Origin of the sequence: Hymenobacter nivis, from assembly GCF_006439025.1 — a bacterium.
In the GTDB taxonomy this organism is placed as follows: Bacteria; Bacteroidota; Bacteroidia; order Cytophagales; family Hymenobacteraceae; genus Hymenobacter; species Hymenobacter nivis_A.
This window is the reverse complement of the sequence record NZ_RCYZ01000001.1, coordinates 933,643-951,172: the sequence shown is the minus strand read 5'-3', so window position 1 is coordinate 951,172 and position 17,530 is coordinate 933,643. Positions and strand designations below refer to the sequence as shown.

The 17,530-nt window shown below is 63.3% G+C and carries 11 protein-coding genes and 1 tRNA gene; 6 read left to right on the top strand and 6 right to left on the bottom strand.

What is annotated here, in order from left to right; genetic code table 11:
* The first annotated feature begins 125 nt into the window (after window positions 1–125).
* Window positions 126–2,168: a methionine--tRNA ligase gene (gene metG, locus EAH73_RS03775; RefSeq protein WP_140465136.1), complete on the top strand. Its 2,043-nt coding sequence runs from the start codon at window positions 126–128 to the stop codon at window positions 2,166–2,168.
* A gap of 67 nt (window positions 2,169–2,235) precedes the next feature.
* On the opposite strand, the gene pth is transcribed toward metG, so the two are convergent.
* Together pth and EAH73_RS03765 are read right to left on the bottom strand one after the other, a co-directional pair.
* Window positions 2,236–2,802 carry an aminoacyl-tRNA hydrolase gene (gene pth, locus EAH73_RS03770; RefSeq protein ID WP_140465135.1) on the bottom strand — a complete coding sequence of 189 codons (567 nt, stop codon included), beginning with the start codon at window positions 2,800–2,802 and terminating at the stop codon, window positions 2,236–2,238.
* A 187-nt stretch (window positions 2,803–2,989) separates the two neighbouring features.
* Window positions 2,990–3,562 (bottom strand): 50S ribosomal protein L25/general stress protein Ctc, encoded by a 573-nt coding sequence (locus EAH73_RS03765; protein ID WP_140465134.1) that lies wholly within the window; start codon window positions 3,560–3,562, stop codon window positions 2,990–2,992.
* Between the two features lie 191 nt (window positions 3,563–3,753).
* On the opposite strand from EAH73_RS03765, the gene EAH73_RS03760 reads away from it, so the two are divergent.
* Window positions 3,754–5,661: a CocE/NonD family hydrolase gene (locus tag EAH73_RS03760; protein WP_140465133.1), complete on the top strand. Its 1,908-nt coding sequence runs from the start codon at window positions 3,754–3,756 to the stop codon at window positions 5,659–5,661.
* 332 nt (window positions 5,662–5,993) lie between these two features.
* Entirely contained in the window at window positions 5,994–8,291 is a 2,298-nt protein-coding gene (katG, locus tag EAH73_RS03755) for a catalase/peroxidase HPI (protein WP_140465132.1), read from the top strand.
* A 206-nt stretch (window positions 8,292–8,497) separates the two neighbouring features.
* On the opposite strand, the gene EAH73_RS03750 is transcribed toward katG, so the two are convergent.
* The 3 genes from EAH73_RS03750 to EAH73_RS03740 all read right to left on the bottom strand — a co-directional run bounded on the left by EAH73_RS03750 (window position 8,498) and on the right by EAH73_RS03740 (window position 10,193).
* On the bottom strand, window positions 8,498–8,890 hold the full coding sequence (locus tag EAH73_RS03750) for a VOC family protein (protein ID WP_140465131.1): 393 nt from the start codon (window positions 8,888–8,890) through the stop codon (window positions 8,498–8,500).
* 163 nt (window positions 8,891–9,053) lie between these two features.
* A complete protein-coding gene (locus EAH73_RS03745) occupies window positions 9,054–9,980 on the bottom strand; it encodes a ribose-phosphate pyrophosphokinase (protein ID WP_140465130.1) in 927 nt (308 codons plus the stop codon).
* A gap of 140 nt (window positions 9,981–10,120) precedes the next feature.
* Window positions 10,121–10,193 (bottom strand) — tRNA-Gln (locus EAH73_RS03740).
* A gap of 281 nt (window positions 10,194–10,474) precedes the next feature.
* Here EAH73_RS03740 and atpD point away from each other — a divergent pair.
* The 3 genes from atpD (at window position 10,475) to EAH73_RS03725 (ending at window position 13,553) form a co-directional block, all read left to right on the top strand.
* The gene (gene atpD / locus EAH73_RS03735) at window positions 10,475–11,980 is read left to right on the top strand and encodes a F0F1 ATP synthase subunit beta (protein ID WP_140465129.1); all 1,506 of its coding nucleotides are present in this window, start codon (window positions 10,475–10,477) and stop codon (window positions 11,978–11,980) included.
* 96 nt (window positions 11,981–12,076) lie between these two features.
* Entirely contained in the window at window positions 12,077–12,322 is a 246-nt protein-coding gene (gene atpC, locus EAH73_RS03730; RefSeq protein ID WP_140465128.1) for an ATP synthase F1 subunit epsilon, read from the top strand.
* A gap of 142 nt (window positions 12,323–12,464) precedes the next feature.
* Window positions 12,465–13,553 carry an AI-2E family transporter gene (locus EAH73_RS03725; RefSeq protein WP_140465127.1) on the top strand — a complete coding sequence of 363 codons (1,089 nt, stop codon included), beginning with the start codon at window positions 12,465–12,467 and terminating at the stop codon, window positions 13,551–13,553.
* A 125-nt stretch (window positions 13,554–13,678) separates the two neighbouring features.
* Here the strand turns inward: EAH73_RS03725 and EAH73_RS03720 are convergent, their stop codons facing one another.
* Window positions 13,679–17,380, bottom strand: coding sequence for a PKD domain-containing protein (locus EAH73_RS03720; protein ID WP_140465126.1), 3,702 nt, complete (start codon window positions 17,378–17,380; stop codon window positions 13,679–13,681).
* Window positions 17,381–17,530: the final 150 nt, after the last annotated feature.

The window sequence follows — 17,530 nt, the reverse complement described above, 5'->3', positions numbered from 1 at the left end:
TTTCCCCTGAATTTAATTTTAATTCTTTTTTGCTTTTGCTTAATTAATCGTTTGACGCTGCGCCACCGGAATTAATTTCTCTTTCAGCCGGTGCAGTTCAATTGCTGCTTTCAACCTTCGTTTTTATGGCTGTTCTTCCTCAGCGCTACACCGTTACGGCGGCTTTGCCTTACGCCAACGGCCCCGTGCACATCGGCCATTTGGCCGGCGTATACCTGCCCGCCGATATTTATGTGCGCTATTTGCGGGCGGCGGGCCGCGACGTAAAATTTATTTGCGGCTCTGATGAGCACGGGGTTCCCATCACCATTCGGGCCCAGAAAGAAGGCGTTACGCCCCAGCAGGTGGTCGATAAATACCACGCGCTGATCCGCGATTCGTTCCGCGATTTCAACGTGTCGTTCGATGTGTATTCGCGCACCTCGTCGGCCACGCACGCGGCCGTCAGCAGTGAGTTTTTTCTTAAGCTCTACCACGACGGTAAGTTTATTGAGCAAACCACGCAGCAGTATTTTGACGAGCAGGCCCAGCAGTTTCTGGCCGACCGCTACATCGTGGGCACGTGCCCCAATTGCGGCAACGAAAACGCCTACGGCGACCAGTGCGAGCGCTGCGGCACGTCGCTCAGCCCCACCGAATTAATTAATCCGCGCAGCATGCTCAGCGGGGCCCACCCGGTGCTGCGCGATACCAAGCACTGGTTCCTGCCGCTCGACGAGTACGAGCCCTGGCTGCGCGAGTGGATTGTGGAGGGCCACAAAAACGACTGGAAAACCAACGTGTACGGCCAGTGCAAGTCGTGGATTGACCAGGGCCTGCACCCGCGCGCCGTCACGCGCGACCTCGATTGGGGCGTGCCCGTGCCGCTGCCCGGGGCCGAGGGCAAGGTGCTATACGTGTGGTTCGATGCGCCCATCGGCTACATTTCGGCCACCAAGGAGGCATTTCCCGACGAGTGGGAATTGTACTGGAAAGACGCGGGCAGCAAGCTGGTGCACTTCATTGGCAAAGACAATATCGTGTTCCACTGCATTATTTTCCCGGCCATGCTGAAGGCGCACGGCGGCTACATTTTGCCCGATAACGTGCCCGCCAACGAATTCCTGAATTTGGAAGGTGACAAAATCAGCACTTCGCGCAACTGGGCGGTGTGGCTGCACGAGTACTTGCAGGATTTCCCCGGCCAGGCCGACGTGCTGCGCTACGTGCTGTGCGCCAACGCCCCCGAAACCAAAGACAACGACTTCACCTGGAAGGACTTCCAGGCCCGTAATAATAACGAGCTGGTGGCCACGCTGGGCAATTTCGTGAACCGGGCGGTGGTGCTCACGCATAAATTCTTTGAGGGCCGAGTGCCCGCTGCGGGCGAATTGCTGGACATTGACCAGGAGGCGCTGCGGCAGTTGGCCGCGTTCCCGGCCAAGATTGGCGAATTGATTGAGAACTACCGCTTCCGCGACGCCCTGGCCGAGGTGATGAACTTGGCGCGCCTGGGTAATAAATACCTGGCCGATACCCAGCCCTGGCATTTAATTAAGACCGACGCGGCACGCACCGGCACCGTGCTGCACGTGGCCCTGCAAATTGCGGCCGCCCTGGTGCCTACGCTGGGGCCCTTCCTGCCCGAATCGGCGGAAAAGCTGGGTACCATGCTGGGCATTGAAGCGGGGCCCTGGGCCGCTGCGGGCCGCCCCGACGCCCTGGTAGCCGGCCACCAATTGCGCGAACCGGCGCTGCTATTCGCTAAAATTGAGGATGCCACGGTGGAGGCGCAGGTGCAAAAGCTGCTCGATACCAAACAGGCCAATTTGCTGGCCAACGCGCCGGTAGCGGAGGCCAAGCCCGCCGTGAGCTTCGACGATTTCCAGAAGATGGACCTGCGCGTGGGCACCGTGGTAGCAGCCGAAAAGGTGGCCAAAACCAAGAAGCTCCTCAAGCTCACTGTCGACTTGGGTTTGGAGCAGCGCACCATTGTGAGCGGCATTGCCGAGCATTTCACGCCCGAAGAATTAATTGGCCAGCAGGTGCAAGTATTGCTCAATTTGCTGCCCCGCGAGCTCAAAGGCATCCAAAGCCAGGGCATGCTGCTGATGGCCGAAAATGCCGACGGCAGCCTGGCCCTGATGCAGCCCGGCAAAGCGGTGCGCAACGGCAGCGCAATTAATTAATAGGGTAATTAATAAATAGCGAATGGGGCCCCGCGGTGCGCAATTGCGCACCGCGGGGCCCCATTCGCTATTTCACGTTCACCACGTTCATGGCGCGCTCTAAGCCCAGGGCCCCAAACGCTAGTATAGCATCAGCGGCTTTCTCGATGCGGGTGGGCAGCTCAATGCGCTCGTCGGCGCTGAACGGGTCGAGCACGTAATCGATCTGCCGGCCCTTGGGGAAGTTGGCGTCGACGCCGAAGCGCAGGCGCGCGTACACGTCGGTGCCCAGCGTGGCCTGGATGTCCTTGAGGCCGTTGTGGCCCCCGGCCGAGCCCTGGCCCTTGAGGCGCAGCTTGCCGAAAGGCAGGGCCAGGTCGTCGGTCACGACGACCATGTTCTCGACTGGAATCTTCAACGTGCTGAGCCAGTGCGCGGCAGCTTTGCCGCTCAGGTTCATGAAGGTGGTGGGCTTGACGAGGACGTAGGTGTGGCCCTTGCTTTTGATTTCGGTGGTGAAGGCGTGGCGGCCCACCGCAAACCGGGGCGCGTCGAATTTGGCGGCCATGTAATCGGCCACCATGAACCCGATGTTGTGGCGCGTGTCGGCATATTCGGGGCCGATGTTGCCCAGGGCAAGGACTAAAATCTTCATCGCTGATTAAACTGATTAACCGTGATTTCGCGGATTGACCACGGACGGAAACGGATTGCGGGCGGAATGAAAAGAGGAAATGCCTGACAAAGAAAAAGGCGCTTCCGGAGAAGCGCCTTTTTCGACTGATTTCCCAAACTCCGCTTGATTCAGCGAAATCACGGTTAATCAGCTCAAATCAGTGATTTTACTTGTTGCCGGCCAGCTCGCCTTTCAGGGCGCGCGGGATGGTGATGGTGGCAATCGGGGCCAGGGGGTTGGTGAGGATGGTGAAGTTGTTGGTCTCCACGGCCGACACCTTGATCGATTTGCCCAGCTCCATGCCGCTGATGTTCACTTCCACGTAGTCGGGGAGGTTCTCAGCCGTGGCTTTCACTTTCAGCTTGCGCAGCACGCTCACCAGCTTGCCACCGGCCAGCACGCCCGGCGACACGCCCACGTACTTGATCGGAATGTCCATTTTCACTTCTTTGCCGTCTTCCAGCTCCAGGAAATCGACGTGCAGCAGCATTTCGTTCACCGGGTGGAACTGCGAATCCTGCACAATGGCGCGGTAGTGCGTGCCTTCCACGTTCAAGTCCACGATGTGGGCTTCGGGGGTGTACAGCAGCTCGCGGAACAGAATGGCGGGCACCGAAAAGTGCACCGTCTCGGTACCGCCATACAATACGCACGGCACTTGCGAATCCAGGCGCAGGGCCTTGGCATCCGTCTTACCGAGATTCGCTCTTTTAAACCCTACAATCTCGAGGCTTTTCATAAAAGAAGTTTTTGGGAAATGGAATAAGAATTCCGCCCGGGCTGACAATCAGCCCCAAACGGGGCGCAAAGGTACGGAATCGCTGCTAGATTTGCTACCCCCGGGGCCACATATAAGTAGGGCCCCCGCCCGCGGGGCCCCGCCGCGGCCCTGGTTGTTTGCCCTCATTCTCCATCCCTAACCCCTTGCCCATGAAACAATTCGGTATTCTTGCCTGGCTGCTGGCCCTGGGCAGCGGCCCGCTGCTGGCCCAGGCCCCTGCGGCGGCCCCCGCGGCCGCCACCTACCCCCAGGCGCACTACACCAAGCAAGAGGTGTACGTGCCCATGCGCGACGGCACGCAGCTGTTCACGGCCATTTACACGCCCAAGGATGCCAGCGCGGGCAAGAAGTACCCCATCGTGATGCAGCGCACCTGCTACAGCGTGGCGCCCTACGGCCCCGCCCGGTTTCCGGCCCGCCTGGGGCCCTCCGAAACCATGATGAAGCAGGGCTACATCTTTGTGTACCAGGACGTGCGGGGCCGCTGGAAAAGCCAGGGCACCTGGACGAACATGACGCCCGTCATCGACAAGAAGAAGGGCAAGAAGGACGTGGACGAGGGCTCGGACACCTACGACACCATCGACTGGCTGGTGAAGAAGGTGGCCAGCAACAACGGCCGCGTGGGGCAGTGGGGCATCTCGTACCCCGGCTTCTACACCGCCGCCGGCATCCTCTCCAACCACCCGGCCCTGAAGGCGTCGTCGCCCCAGGCCCCGGTGTCGGACTTTTTCTTCGACGATTTCCACCACAACGGCGCGTTCCTGGAGTCGTACATTTTCACGTTCCCCGTGTTTGGGGTGCAGAAAACTGACACCACCAGCACGGCCTGGTACAACGCGCAGCTCATCAAGCCCGCGGCCAAGGACGGCTACCAGTTTTTGTTGGACCTGGGGCCCCTGAAGAACGCGGATAAGTACTACGCCAACAATTTCTTCTGGCAGGAAACCATCGACCACCCCAATTACGACGAGTTTTGGCAGAAGCGTGGCCTGCCCCAGCACTACGCCGCCGGCGTGAAGCCCGCCGTGATGACCGTGGGCGGCTGGTTTGACGCCGAAGACCTGCGGGGCCCCCTGGCCATTTACCACGCCATCGAGAAGAAGAGCCCCGGTACCTACAACACCCTGGTAATGGGCCCCTTCGGCCACGGCCGCTGGTCGCGCGAGACGGGCCACACCATGCACAGCAACGTGTACTTCGGCGACAGCATCGCCACGTTCTACCAGAAAAACATCGAGGCCAAGTTTTTCGCCCATTTCCTGAAAGGCAACGGCGACAAGAACTCAGGCCTGCCCGAGGCCTACCTCTACGACACGGGCAAGAAGCAGTGGGACACCTTTGCGCAATGGCCCGCCGCCGCCGCTACCCACCAGAAGCTGTACCTGAGCCCCGACGGCAAGCTGGATAAGCAGCCGGGGGCCCCGGGGCCCGTCACCTTCGTGAGCGACCCGCTCAAGCCTGTGCCCTACACCGAGGACCTGACGACGACCATGGGCTTCACGCCCCACAACTACATGAGCGAGGACCAGCGCTTCGCCGGCCGCCGCCCCGACGTGCTGGTGTACCAAACCGACGTGCTGGCCGACGACGTGACGCTGGGCGGCGAGATAATGGCCAACCTGAAGGTGGCCACCTCGGGCACCGACGCCGACTGGGTGGTGAAGCTCATCGACGTGTACCCGGCCGACGAGCCCAACAACCCCTACATGCCCAACAAGAGCATCATGCTCAGCAACTACTGGCAAATGGTGCGCTCGGAGGTGATGCCGGCCCGCTTCCGCAACAGCTTCGAGAAGCCCGAGGCGATGGTGGCAGGCCAGAAAACGGCCGTCGATTTCCGCTTGCAGGACGTGCTCCACACCTTTAAAAAGGGCCACCGCATCATGGTGCAGGTGCAGAGCACCTGGTTCCCGTTCATCGCCCGCAACCCCCAGACCTTCGTGCCCAACCCCTACAAAGCCGCCGAGAGCGACTACGTGAAGGCCACCCACACCGTGTTCGGCGACAGCTTCCTCGACGTGCAGGTGCTGCCTGCCGTGCCGCCCGCCCAATAGGGCCCCCAGGTTTTGGCTAATTGAAAAGGCCGCCCAACGTTGCGTTGGGCGGCCTTCTGCGTAGGGGCGGGGCGGCCGGGCCGGGGCCCCGGCCCGGCGCGGGCCGGCTTAACCAAATCTTAAGCCCGGGCTAAGGAAATCCTAAGCCGCGCCGGCGTTGAGGGCACTGGGGCCCTGCGCCGGGCGAGGCGCAACGGCTTGCTGCTCCGCCATTAGGGCCCCGCAGTGGCCAAATACGGCTTCTAAACCAACTTTTTAGCCCAAAAAATGGTTCTGCTAGTACACTGCGCCCCCAACCACTCACCCAACGCTGACAACCCAGAAGGAACCCTATGAAAGACATGAGCCCCGATAAGACTGACACCAAAACGTTTGAAATGGCCGGCCAATGCCCGTTTGGCGGCGACCGCATTGGCGGCGTGGACGGCACCCCGCCCGCCCTCTCCGACTGGTACCCCAACCGCCTGCAAGTGGAGCAGCTGCACCACAACGGCCCGCAGGCCAACCCGCTCGGCGACGATTTCAACTACGCCGAGGCTTTCAATTCCATCAACCTGGAAGAGCTGAAGCAGGAAATCAAAGGCTTCCTGACTTCCTCGGTCGACTGGTGGCCTTCGGACTACAATAACTACGGCCCCCAGATGATTCGGATGGCCTGGCACTCGGCCGGCACCTACCGCATTGCCGACGGCCGCGGTGGCGCCGGCGAGGCGCTTCAGCGCTTTGCGCCCATCAACAGTTGGTGGGATAACGGCAACACCGATAAGTCGCGCCGCCTCATCTGGCCCATCAAGCAGAAGTACGGCGCCTCCCTCTCGTGGGCCGACCTGATTGTGCTCACCGGCAACTGCGCCCTCGAAATCATGGGCCTGCCCACCTACGGCTTTGCCGGTGGCCGCCACGATGCCTGGGAGGCCGACACCAGCACCTATTGGGGCCCCGAGGTAGTGAAAGACCTCAAAACCGCTGACTCGTTTGACAGCATGGTGAGCCGCGACAAGCGCTGGCGCGGCCAAAACGGCGACGCCGACTACGACCTCGAAAACCCGCTGGCCGCCTCGCACCAGGCCCTCATCTACGTGAACCCCGAGGGCCCCTACGCCAACGGCGACCCGATGGGCTCGGCCCGCGACATCCGCGTGACGTTCTCGCGCATGGCCATGAACAACGAAGAAACCGTGGCCCTCATCGCCGGCGGCCACGCCTTCGGCAAGAGCCACGGCATGGTGCCCGCCGCCAAAATTGGGGCTCCGCCCGAAATTGCACCCATGGAGGCCATGGGCCTGGGCTGGCACAACCCCAAGGGCAGCGGCAACGCCGAAAACACGATGACCAACGGCATTGAAGGCAGCTGGACGCCCCACCCCACGCGCTGGGACAACGACTACCTCACCAACCTGTTTAAGTACGAGTGGAAGCAGGTGAAAAGCCCGGCCGGCGCCCTGCAGTGGACCCCCACCGACCCGGACGCCCCCAAGACGCCCGACGCGCACATCCCCGGCCAGATGAACGCCCTGATGATGATGACGACCGACATCGCCTTCAAGGTAGACCCCGAATACCGCAAGGTGTGCGAGAAGTTCCTCGGTGACTTCGACGCCTTCACCCAGGCGTTTTCCAAGGCTTGGTACAAGCTGACCCACCGCGATATGGGCCCCCGCGAGCGCTACCTCGGCCCCGAAAAGGTGAACGAGAACGACCTGCTGTGGCAAGACCCCATTCCGGTGGCCGACTACGCCCTGGTGGATGCCGCCGACGTGAAAACCCTGAAGGAGCGCATTCTGGCCACCGGCGTTTCGGTGTCTGACTTGGTGTACACGGCCTTCTCGGCCGCCGTCACGCACCGCAGCAGCGACAAGCGCGGCGGTGCTAACGGCGGGCGGCTGGCACTGGCCCCCCAGAAAGACTGGGCGGTGAACAGCCGCACGGTGCCCGTCATCGCGGCCCTGCGCCCGCTGATGGAGCAGTTCAACGGGGAGCAGACGGGCGGCAAAAAGGTATCGCTCGCCGACCTCATCGTGCTGGGCGGTTGCGCCGCACTCGAAAAAGCGGCCGCCGATGCTGGCGTGGCCACCGAGGTGCCCTTTACCCCGGGCCGCCGCGACACCACGCAGGAGCTGACGGACATTGAAATGTTTACCTGGCTCAAGCCGGTGGCCGATGGTTTCCGCAACTACTTGGACAAGGATTTCAGCAGCATCGCGCAGGGCGTGGCCCCCGAGGAAATGTTCCTCGACAAGGCGCACCTGCTCTCGCTGACCTCGCCCGAGTGGGTGGCCCTCACCGGCGGCCTGCGCGCCATGAACGCCAACCACGACGGCTCCGCGCACGGCATCTTCACCGACCGCGTGGGCGTGCTCACCAACGACTTCTTCACCGTGCTCACCAGCACCGACTACGACTGGACGAAAGCCGACGGCCAGGCCATGACCTTCACGCTCGACGACCGCAAAACGGGCGAAAAGCGCTACACCGCCACCCGCGCCGACCTCGTGTTTGGCTCCAACAGCCAGCTGCGCTCGGTAGCCGAAGTGTACGCCGGCAAAGACGGCCACAAGCGCTTCGTAAAAGCCTTTGTGAAAGCCTGGGACAAGGTGATGATGCTCGACCGCTACGACGTAAAAATCTGAGTTTAAAGCATTAGTCAAACCAAAAGAGGAGCTGGCCAATAGCGGTCAGCTCCTCTTTTGGTTAAGGGGAAACCTTGGTTTTATATCCGAGAAAAATACGGTTTCAGCCGTTCTCTACCCATCCCCCCAAAGCAGAAGAAGCCCGGCCATCTGGCCGGGCTTCTTCTGCTTTGGGGGCCCCTGATGCGGGGCGAACCAGCGGCGCTTTACACCATGTAAAACTCCCAGGAAATGCGGTCGGGGTCTTTAAAGGCCACGTACTTCATGGGCTTCACGGTGTCCACCTTGACGCCGGTGTTCTCGACGCCGGCCGCCTGCAAGGCATCGGCCACGCGGTGCAGCTCAGCCTCGTCTTCGCAGGCAATGGCGATGTGGTCGAGGCCCACGTTGAAGGGCGTGAAGGTGCCGCCGCCGGGGTAAGTCGGCGCCGCCTGCTTGAAGCCGATGAACGTAGACCCCACCAGAAAGCCCAGGATCTCAGGTGTTTCGAGCGCTATCGGCAGGCCCAGCAGATCGTGGTAAAAGGCTTTGGCGCGGGCAAAATCGGTGGTGCGCAGGGCGACGTGCGCCAGGCCCTTGGTTTTGGGTTGGATGGACATGAACAAGCTAAAAGAGTGAGGCAGTACCCTCATTTAACGGCAAACCGACGAGCTTGGCCACGATAGCCGCTTAAAAAGCAAGCAAAGCGCGTGCTGGTAAACGGATAGGGCCCCGGCTGGCTAATTGCCGGCCGGGGCCCTATCCGTTTACTGTGTTACACAATTACACAAACAGCGAGCTGATGCTCTCGTGCGTCACCACGTTGCGGATGGCGTGGGCAAAAAGGTCGCCCACCGAAATCACCCGGATTTTGTCGTTCTCCTGTTGTAGCGGAATCGTGTCCGTCACCACCAGCTCGGTGAGGGCGCTGGCGCGGATGCGCTCGTGGGCCGGGCCGCTGAGCAGCGGGTGCGTGATGACGGCGCGCACCGAGAGGGCCCCGCGCTCCATCAGCAGGTCGGCGGCCTTGCAGATGGTGCCGGCCGTGTCCACCATGTCGTCCACCAGCACCACGTTCATGCCCGTCACGTCGCCGATCACCTGCATCGAGGCAATCTCGTTGGCCCGCAGGCGCGTCTTGTCGCAGACCACGATTTCGGCCCCGAACTTTTTGGCAAACGCCCGGGTGCGCACCACGCCGCCCACGTCGGGTGAGGCGAAGATGAGGTTCTCCAGGTTCAGCGACTTGATGTAGGGCGCCGTCACGGTGGCCCCGTCGAGGTGGTCCACCGGAATGTCAAAAAAGCCCTGAATCTGGCCCGCGTGCAGCTCGCAGGTCATCAGCCGGTCGGTGCCCACGCTCTGGATGATGTTGGCCACCACCTTGGCCCCGATGCTCACGCGGGGCTTGTCCTTGCGGTCTTGCCGGGCGTAGCCCATGTAGGGCATCACAATGTTCACCTTGTGGGCCGAGGCGCGCTTGGCCGCGTCCACCATCAGCATCAGCTCCATCAGGTTTTCGGCGGGCGGGTAGGTGCTCTGGATGAGGAATACCTCGCAGCCGCGCACACTCTCGTTGAAGCTGGGGCCCATTTCGGTGTCGGCAAAGCGCTGGAGGGTGAGGTCGCCCAGGGATTGGCCGTAGGCCGCGGCAATGCGTTCGGCCAGGGCGCTGGAGGCGCTACCGGCAAAAATTCTGACTTGCTTCATGGGAGGTAATGGGCTGGTTGAATGCGCGTAGGAGCGGGGCGGTGCCGGGCAGGGCCCCGGCGGGGGTAAAAAGCGAAAGGCGCTGACCTCTCTGGAAAGAGAAGCCAGCGCCTTGCGCAGTTAGTACGTGAGCTTTGTCGTTGTCCGACCAGGGCTCGAACCTGGACTTTCTTGAATCAAAATCAAGCGTGTTGCCGGTTACACCATCGGACAATTTCCCGCGGGCTTGTGGCCGTTTGGGACTGCAAATGTACGACTGGTTTGTTTGTAGGCAAGTTTTAGCAGAAAAAAATTTCTGACCCCACCCGGGGCCCTGCCCGCACAAAAGCGCACCACGCCCCTCCTACGCCCTGGTTTTCAGCCCACCGGCGGGCGCGGGCACCCCCGGCTGGGGGCCCCAAAACCAGTGCGGTAGGGGTTGGAAAAGCGGCCGCGCTGGCGTAATTTTGCGGCCTGAAAATCCGCAACTTCATCTTTTTTATACAGAAAACCCAATGGCGAATACCGGCAAAATCACCCAGGTTATCGGCCCCGTCGTGGACGTAAGCTTCGCTGGGGAAGCCACCAAGCTTCCCAACATCTTCGATGCGCTGGAAGTGACCAAAGACAACGGCCAAGTAGTGCTGCTCGAATGCCAGCAGCACCTGGGCGAAGACCGGGTCCGCACCATTGCCATGGACTCGACCGAGGGCCTGGCCCGCGGCACGGAGGTGCGCGACCTGGGGGCCCCCATCTCGATGCCCACCGGCGACGGCGTGAAAGGCCGCCTGTTCAACGTGATCGGCTACGCCATCGACGGCATTCCCCAGCCCAAGAGCGACGCCCGCCTGCCCATCCACCGCAACGCCCCGGCGTTCGAGGACCTGGCCACCACGTCGGAGGTGTTCTTCACCGGCATCAAAGTAATTGACCTGCTGGCCCCCTACGTGAAGGGCGGCAAAATTGGCCTCTTCGGCGGTGCCGGCGTAGGCAAAACCGTACTCATCCAGGAGCTGATCAACAACATCGCCAAGGCCTACTCGGGCCTGTCGGTGTTTGCCGGCGTGGGCGAGCGCACCCGCGAGGGCAACGACTTGCTGCGCGAATTCATCGAGTCGGACATCATCCGCTACGGCTCCGAGTTCAAGCACTCGATGGAAGCCGGTGGCTGGGACCTGAGCAAGGTGGACCTGGTGGAAATGGAGAAATCGCAGGCCACCCTGGTATTCGGCCAGATGAACGAGCCCCCCGGAGCCCGCGCCCGCGTGGCCTTGTCGGGCCTGACCATTGCCGAGAGCTTCCGCGACGGCGACGGCACCGGTGCCGGCCGCGACATCCTGTTCTTCATCGACAACATCTTCCGCTTCACGCAGGCCGGTTCGGAGCTGTCGGCTCTGCTGGGCCGCATGCCGTCGGCCGTGGGCTACCAGCCCACGCTGGCCACCGAAATGGGTGCCATGCAGGAGCGCATCACCTCCACCAAGCGCGGTTCCATCACCTCAGTGCAGGCCGTGTATGTGCCGGCTGATGACTTGACCGACCCGGCCCCGGCCAACACCTTTGCCCACTTGGACGCCACGACGACGCTGAGCCGCAAAATTGCCGAGCTGGGTATTTACCCCGCCGTGGACCCGCTGGACTCAACCTCGCGCATCCTGTCGGCCGACGTGCTCGGCGACGAGCACTACAACACCGCTCAGCGCGTGAAGGAACTGCTCCAGCGCTACAAAGAGCTGCAAGACATCATCGCCATCCTCGGCATGGACGAGCTGAGCGAGGAGGACAAGCAGACCGTGAACCGCGCCCGCCGCGTGCAGCGCTTCCTGTCGCAGCCGTTCTTCGTGGCCGAGCAGTTCACCGGCTTGCCCGGCGTGCTCGTGGACATCAAGGACACGATCCGCGGCTTCAACGAAATCATCGACGGCAAGTACGACCACCTGCCCGAGGCTGCCTTCAACCTGGTGGGCACCATTGAGGACGCCGTAGCTAAAGGCGAGCGCCTCATCGCCGAAGCCAAGTAATTTTTAGTTGTCCGTTGTTAGTTGTTGGTTGTCAGACTCGGATGGGTTGGATAATCGGTACTAACAACGGACAACGAATAACTGACAATTAAGCAGATGCATCTAGAAATCATCACCCCCGACCGCAAGGTGTTCGAAGGCGAAGTGACGTCGGCCAGGTTTCCGGGGGCCGACGGCTCGTTCGAAGTGCTGAATAACCACGCCCCGCTGATTGCCGCCCTCAAGGCCGGCGAATTGACGCTGACCAGCGCGACTGGCCGCGACACTTTTCACATCGAGGGTGGCGTGGTGGAAGTGCTGCGCAACAACGTGATTGTGCTGGCCGAAGGGGCCAGCGCCTAGGGCCCCGGGGCCCTGGTAATGGGCAGCGCCCGCCCTGGCTTCGGCCGGGGCGGGCGCTGCTGTTTTCGGCCCTGCTGGGGCGTTTGCACGTATGGGGGCCCAGGCAGCTTAACCTGCGCTTCACCTTAATTCTGGCATTGCCATGGCCGCGAGCCCTACCGAAACTAATATTTACACGCCCCACCAGCGGTTCCTGCTGCTCATCGTGGCGCTGGTGCTGCTGGGCGTGCTGGCCCTGTTCGGGCTGCTCTCGTACCTGACGGCGTTCCTCGGGGCGGGCATTTTGTACGTGGTGTTCCGGCCCTGGTTTACGGCCCTGGTGCACAAGCGCGGCTGGAACCGCACCCTCGTGACGGTGCTGCTGCTGGTGTTTGCGGTGGTGGTGCTCGTCATCCCGTTCTTCGCCCTCACCTCGCTGCTCATCGACCGCATCCAGACCCTGGCGAAGAACACCGACCAGATTTTGCTGGTGGTGCAGCGCATCGAGCGCAAGGTGGGCATGCAGGTGACGGAGGAAGCCAACGTGCGTCAGCTCTTGCAGCAGGGAGCCGCCCGCGTCAGCCAGTGGATTCCCACGCTGGCCAGCAGCGTGCTGAACGTCATCGTGGTGGTGGGCCTGATGCTGTTCACGCTCTACTACCTCTTCATGCAGGAGGAAGCCTTCCTGGCCGGCCTGCACCGCTACTTGCCCTTCCGCGAGAAAACGCTGAACGAGCTGAGTGATTCGCTGCGCAACAACGTGAACGCCAACGTGCTGGGCCAGGCCCTGGTGGCCCTGGTACAGGGCCTGCTCACGGGCCTCACGCTGTGGATTTTCAAGGTGCCCGACCCGCTGTTCTGGACGCTAGTAGCATTTTTCATGGCCTTTATTCCGGTGCTGGGCACGCCGCTCGTGTGGGGCCCCGCCGCGCTCTACCAATTTGCCCAGGGGCAAACCACCCAGGGCATCGGTATTTTGGTGGTGGGCCTGGTAGTTATCATTAACGCCGACAACGTGTTGCGCATCTGGCTGGCCAAGGGCATGGGCAACATTCACCCCTGGATTACGCTGGTGGGCCTCACGCTGGGCGTGGAGATTTTCGGCATTGTGGGGCTGGTGATGGGGCCCCTACTGCTCTCGTATTTTATCGTGCTGATGCAAGTATTCGCCCGCGAAAACCGGGCCCGCTCCCATGTCAGCAACGCTGCTGCCGATACCCTGAAGCGCCTGGCCGCCACCGAGGAGCAGTAGCGGCCTATCCCGGAGCCGTTCACAGAAAAGGGCCACCCAACTGAGTTGGGTGGCCCTTTTCTGTGAACGGCTCCAAAGGCTGAAAACCTTTTAAAGCCTGGTAACCAGTAATATGTGGCTAACGACTATTCCACCACCACGCGGCGGGAGTAGAGCTGGCCGTCGGCGGCCTGGCAGAGGACGGTGTAGAGGCCGGGTGCCAGGGGGGCGTCGAGGGTGCGGCGGGCGGCGGCGGTGGGGCTGAGGGGGGCGGTGCCGTGCCAGGCGGTGCGGCCCAGGGCGTCGACCAGGCGCAGGGCGGCGGTGCCGGAGCCCAGGGGCAGGGCCAGGGCGAGGGAGCGGCCGCCGGCCACGGGGTTGGGGTACACCTGCAAGGCCGGCGAATCGGCCAGGGCCTTGGTGGCCAGCACGGTGTTGCCCACGCGCACATTGCTCAGGTACAGGTGGTTGCCGTATTGATTGAAGGCCACGAAGCGCAGGTATACCTGCTTGTTGAGGTAGGCGGCCAAATCAATATTCTCGGTGCGCCACTGGCTGGTAGCCGTGGGGGCGTAGGCCGCCTGCCGAAACAGGGTAGTGGGCAGGCCATCGGCGGCCGATTTTAGATACACGCGGCCCAGGCGGGTGTTGGTGCAGGCGGTGTACACGTCCACGGCCAGCGAGTCGTTGTTGTTGGCGGCGATGGGGCCCGCGGGGGCGTAGGCCACATCGAAGCGCAGGAAAGCCATCGGCTGGTTCAGGTTGAAGGCGGGGGTTTGCAGCGTATCGCGCTGGCCCACGGCCGGGCCGTAGTCGTAGAAGTTCATGTCGGCCGCAGAGCCGCGGGTGCCGTCCTTCAGCAGAATGTTGGTGGCCGTGGCCCAGGTGATGCCGTTGTCCGGGTTGAGGACGCCCCAGGTGGCGGGGATGCCGGCGGCCAGCGTTTCGGTGTACGGGATGGCCAGCGCCGTGCCCTGCACCGTTACCGGAATGCTCTTGGTGGTGCTGCCGTTGGCATTGGTGGCCGTGAGCGTGGCGGTGTAGGTACCGGCCGTGGCGTAGGTCACGACGGGGCTGGCGGCAGTGCTGGTGGCGGGGCTGCCGCCGGGAAAACTCCAGCTGATGCTGCCCACGCACTGCGTAGAGGTGTTGGTGAAGCCGATTTTGCCGCCGGGGCAAATCAGGGCTTGGCGGGCGGTGAAATTGGCCACCGGCAGGGCCCCCGACACGGTGACCACGGCCGCGGTTGTGCGGGTGGCGGTGCCGGTGGCGTTGGTCACGGTGAGGGTGGCGGCGTAGGTGCCGGCCGTGGGGTAGGTCACCACGGGGTTCTGAACGGTGCTAGTGGCGGGCGTGCCCCCGGGGAAGCTCCAGTTCCAGGCCGTGGGGCTCAGCAGCGAGGCATCGGTGAACTGCACCGTGGAGCCCGGGCACAGCGCCGCGGCCGTGGCCGACGACGTGAAGAAGGCCACTGGGGCCCCCGTGCCGCCCGACACGGTTACGTCGTCGAAGGCGCGGCCCCCGCGGCGGGTGGCCACGGCGGCATCTACTTGCAGGCTAGCGCCGTAGCGCTGGAAGCGCACGCGCACGTCGGCGCCCAGCACCAGGTTGTTGGTGGTGGCAAACTGGGTCAGGTTCACGCTCACCGTTTTGTAGCTGGTGGTGGCGTTGGTGCCCGTGATGCTGGCCAGGCTGTACCAGGTGGTGCCGCCGTCCACGCTCAGGGCCACGCCGTCGGTGGGGCTGGTGGTGGTGAAGGTGGCAGGCATGGCCTGGTCGGTTTCGCCCAGAATCTTCTTGTGCTTGAAGTTCAGCACGTAGCCCGTGGCGGACGCGGCGCTCAGGTTGAGGCGCAGGGTGGCCTCGCTGGTACCCACCCCGATGGTGAAGGTCGGGATGAAGTTGTCGAGCACGAGCTGGCCGGGGGCCGAGGCGGGCGCGAAGTCGGTGCGCACCAAGCTGCGGCCGGCGCCGCGGCCCTCAATCTGCCAGGCGCGGCTCAGGCCGGCGTTGTCGAAAGTTTCGACGAACGGGGCGGTGGCCGCCAGGGGCAGCCCAAACACCGCCGCGTAGGCGTTGATCAGGCCGGCCCCGGTCTGGTCGTCGTAGCCGGCGGCCAGCATGTCGGTGGCCGTGGCCCGCAGCCGGTCGTTGAGTTGGGCCTGGGTGAGGGCGGGCTGGGCCTGCCAGAGCAGCGCGGCCACGGCCGCCGCGTTGGGCGCCGCCGCCGAGGTGCCCGAGAAGAACAGGCCGTCGGCCGGATCGGGCGTGGCGTTGCCGCCGAAGAACGTGTTGCTCACGAAGTCAATCGACGTGAAATCGGGCTTGAGGCGCGTGACCGGAGCCGCCAGGGGCGCGCCCAGGGGCCCAAACAGGTAGGTGGGCGTGCCCTTCGAGGTGAAGGACTCGGGCGCGAGGCGGTTGTACGACGGCGCGGCGGCCACCGACATGCTGTTCACGGAAGCGTGGTGGCCCGTCACGGTGCCGCTGCGCGTCCAGTACTTGGTGGGCGTAAACGAGGCCCCGTAGCCGATGTACTTCACGCGGGCGGGGTCGGCGGTGCCAGCCCGGCGGGCCATCACTAGGTTGAAGGCCGTATTGGTGGCCGCCGCGGGGTTGGTGTAGCTGATGATTTCGCCGGGCGTCTGGTTGGCGAGGTTGTTGGTGGTGGCGCGGGCCACGGTATCGCCCTTCACAGGGCCCCCGGCGCGGGCCACCACGAGGTAAGCGTCGAGGTCGGTCTTCACCCCGTTGGTGGTGTAAAACGGGTCGCTCCACTGAATGGCCAGCTGGAACGTGCCCGACGCGGCAATGGTGAACGGCTGGCGCGTGTCGGTCGTCGCGCCGGTCGAGAGGCCAAAGTCCAGGTCGGCGGCCCCGCCGGTAGTGGCGGTGAAGGTGGGGGCCACGTACTCCGACGACTTATCGGCGTAGTTGCCGGCCGACGAGTAGTAGGCCACGCCGCGCGTGGCCACCACTTCCTCCACGGCCTGGGCAATCACGCCGTCCTGGAACATGGGCTCGTTGAGGTAGCTGATGTCGTCGACGATGATTTTGCAGTTGCCCAGCGTGGGGTCGGCCAGCTTGTAAATCTGGTCGGCGAAGTTGGCCTCGCCCTGGTAGATACCGCTGAACGCCTTGCCGGCCCCAGGGGCCAGGTCGTGGATCAGCTCCAGCATGGCGCGGCCCTCGTCGGTGCCCGTGGCGGGGTCTTGCAACACCTGCACGTTGGCTGGCAAATCGCCGGAAGCCACGCCTGCCGCCGCGCCGCCCAGCGCGTTGTACGAGTCGCTCATCACCCCAATGCGCACGCCCGTGCCGTCGTAGCCGGTGGGCTGCGCGCCCCGCACGCGGGAGGCTTCGAGCACGAAATCGGCCTGGTTCAGCACCTTGCCCGCGCTGTTGATGGGGTCGAACACGGGCAGTACGCCCAGCAGGCCCTGCGCCGCCAGGGCGCTGATGCCGGCCGCGCCGGGGGCCAGCTGGCCCATCGGCAAGCGGCCCTCGATGAAGTGCAGCTTGCTTTGGTCAGACACTACCTCGAAGCCGCGGGCCAGCAGCGCCGGGCGCAGCGCGGCCACGTCGCGGGCCGTGATGCGCACCAGCACCGCGTTGCCATCCGCCAGCGTTAGCTCGGGGAAGGCGGCGGCCAGCTGGGGGCCCTGGCCGCGGGCGGCGGTGTTCCACAGCCGGTAGAGCTGCTGCAGCTCGCCGCCGATGCGCGAGTTGGGGTCGGCCACGGGGCGGGGTTCAGCCGTCAGGCCAGGGGCTGGGGCCCCCAGGCGTGGGAGCAGCGGCACGGCGGCCAGACAGGTTCCGAGGCCCAAAAGGGTAAGAATGCTACGCATAGAAGCGGGTAAAGTGAGAAAGGAAATGGGTAGGAAAAATCCCAGGCCAAGGTAGGCGTAATAAATAACGTTCACCCAATATCCAGGCAATATTTTATTGACAACTACCGCCCTAAGCCGAAAAAAGCCGGCATTGCGGCCGGCCTTTTC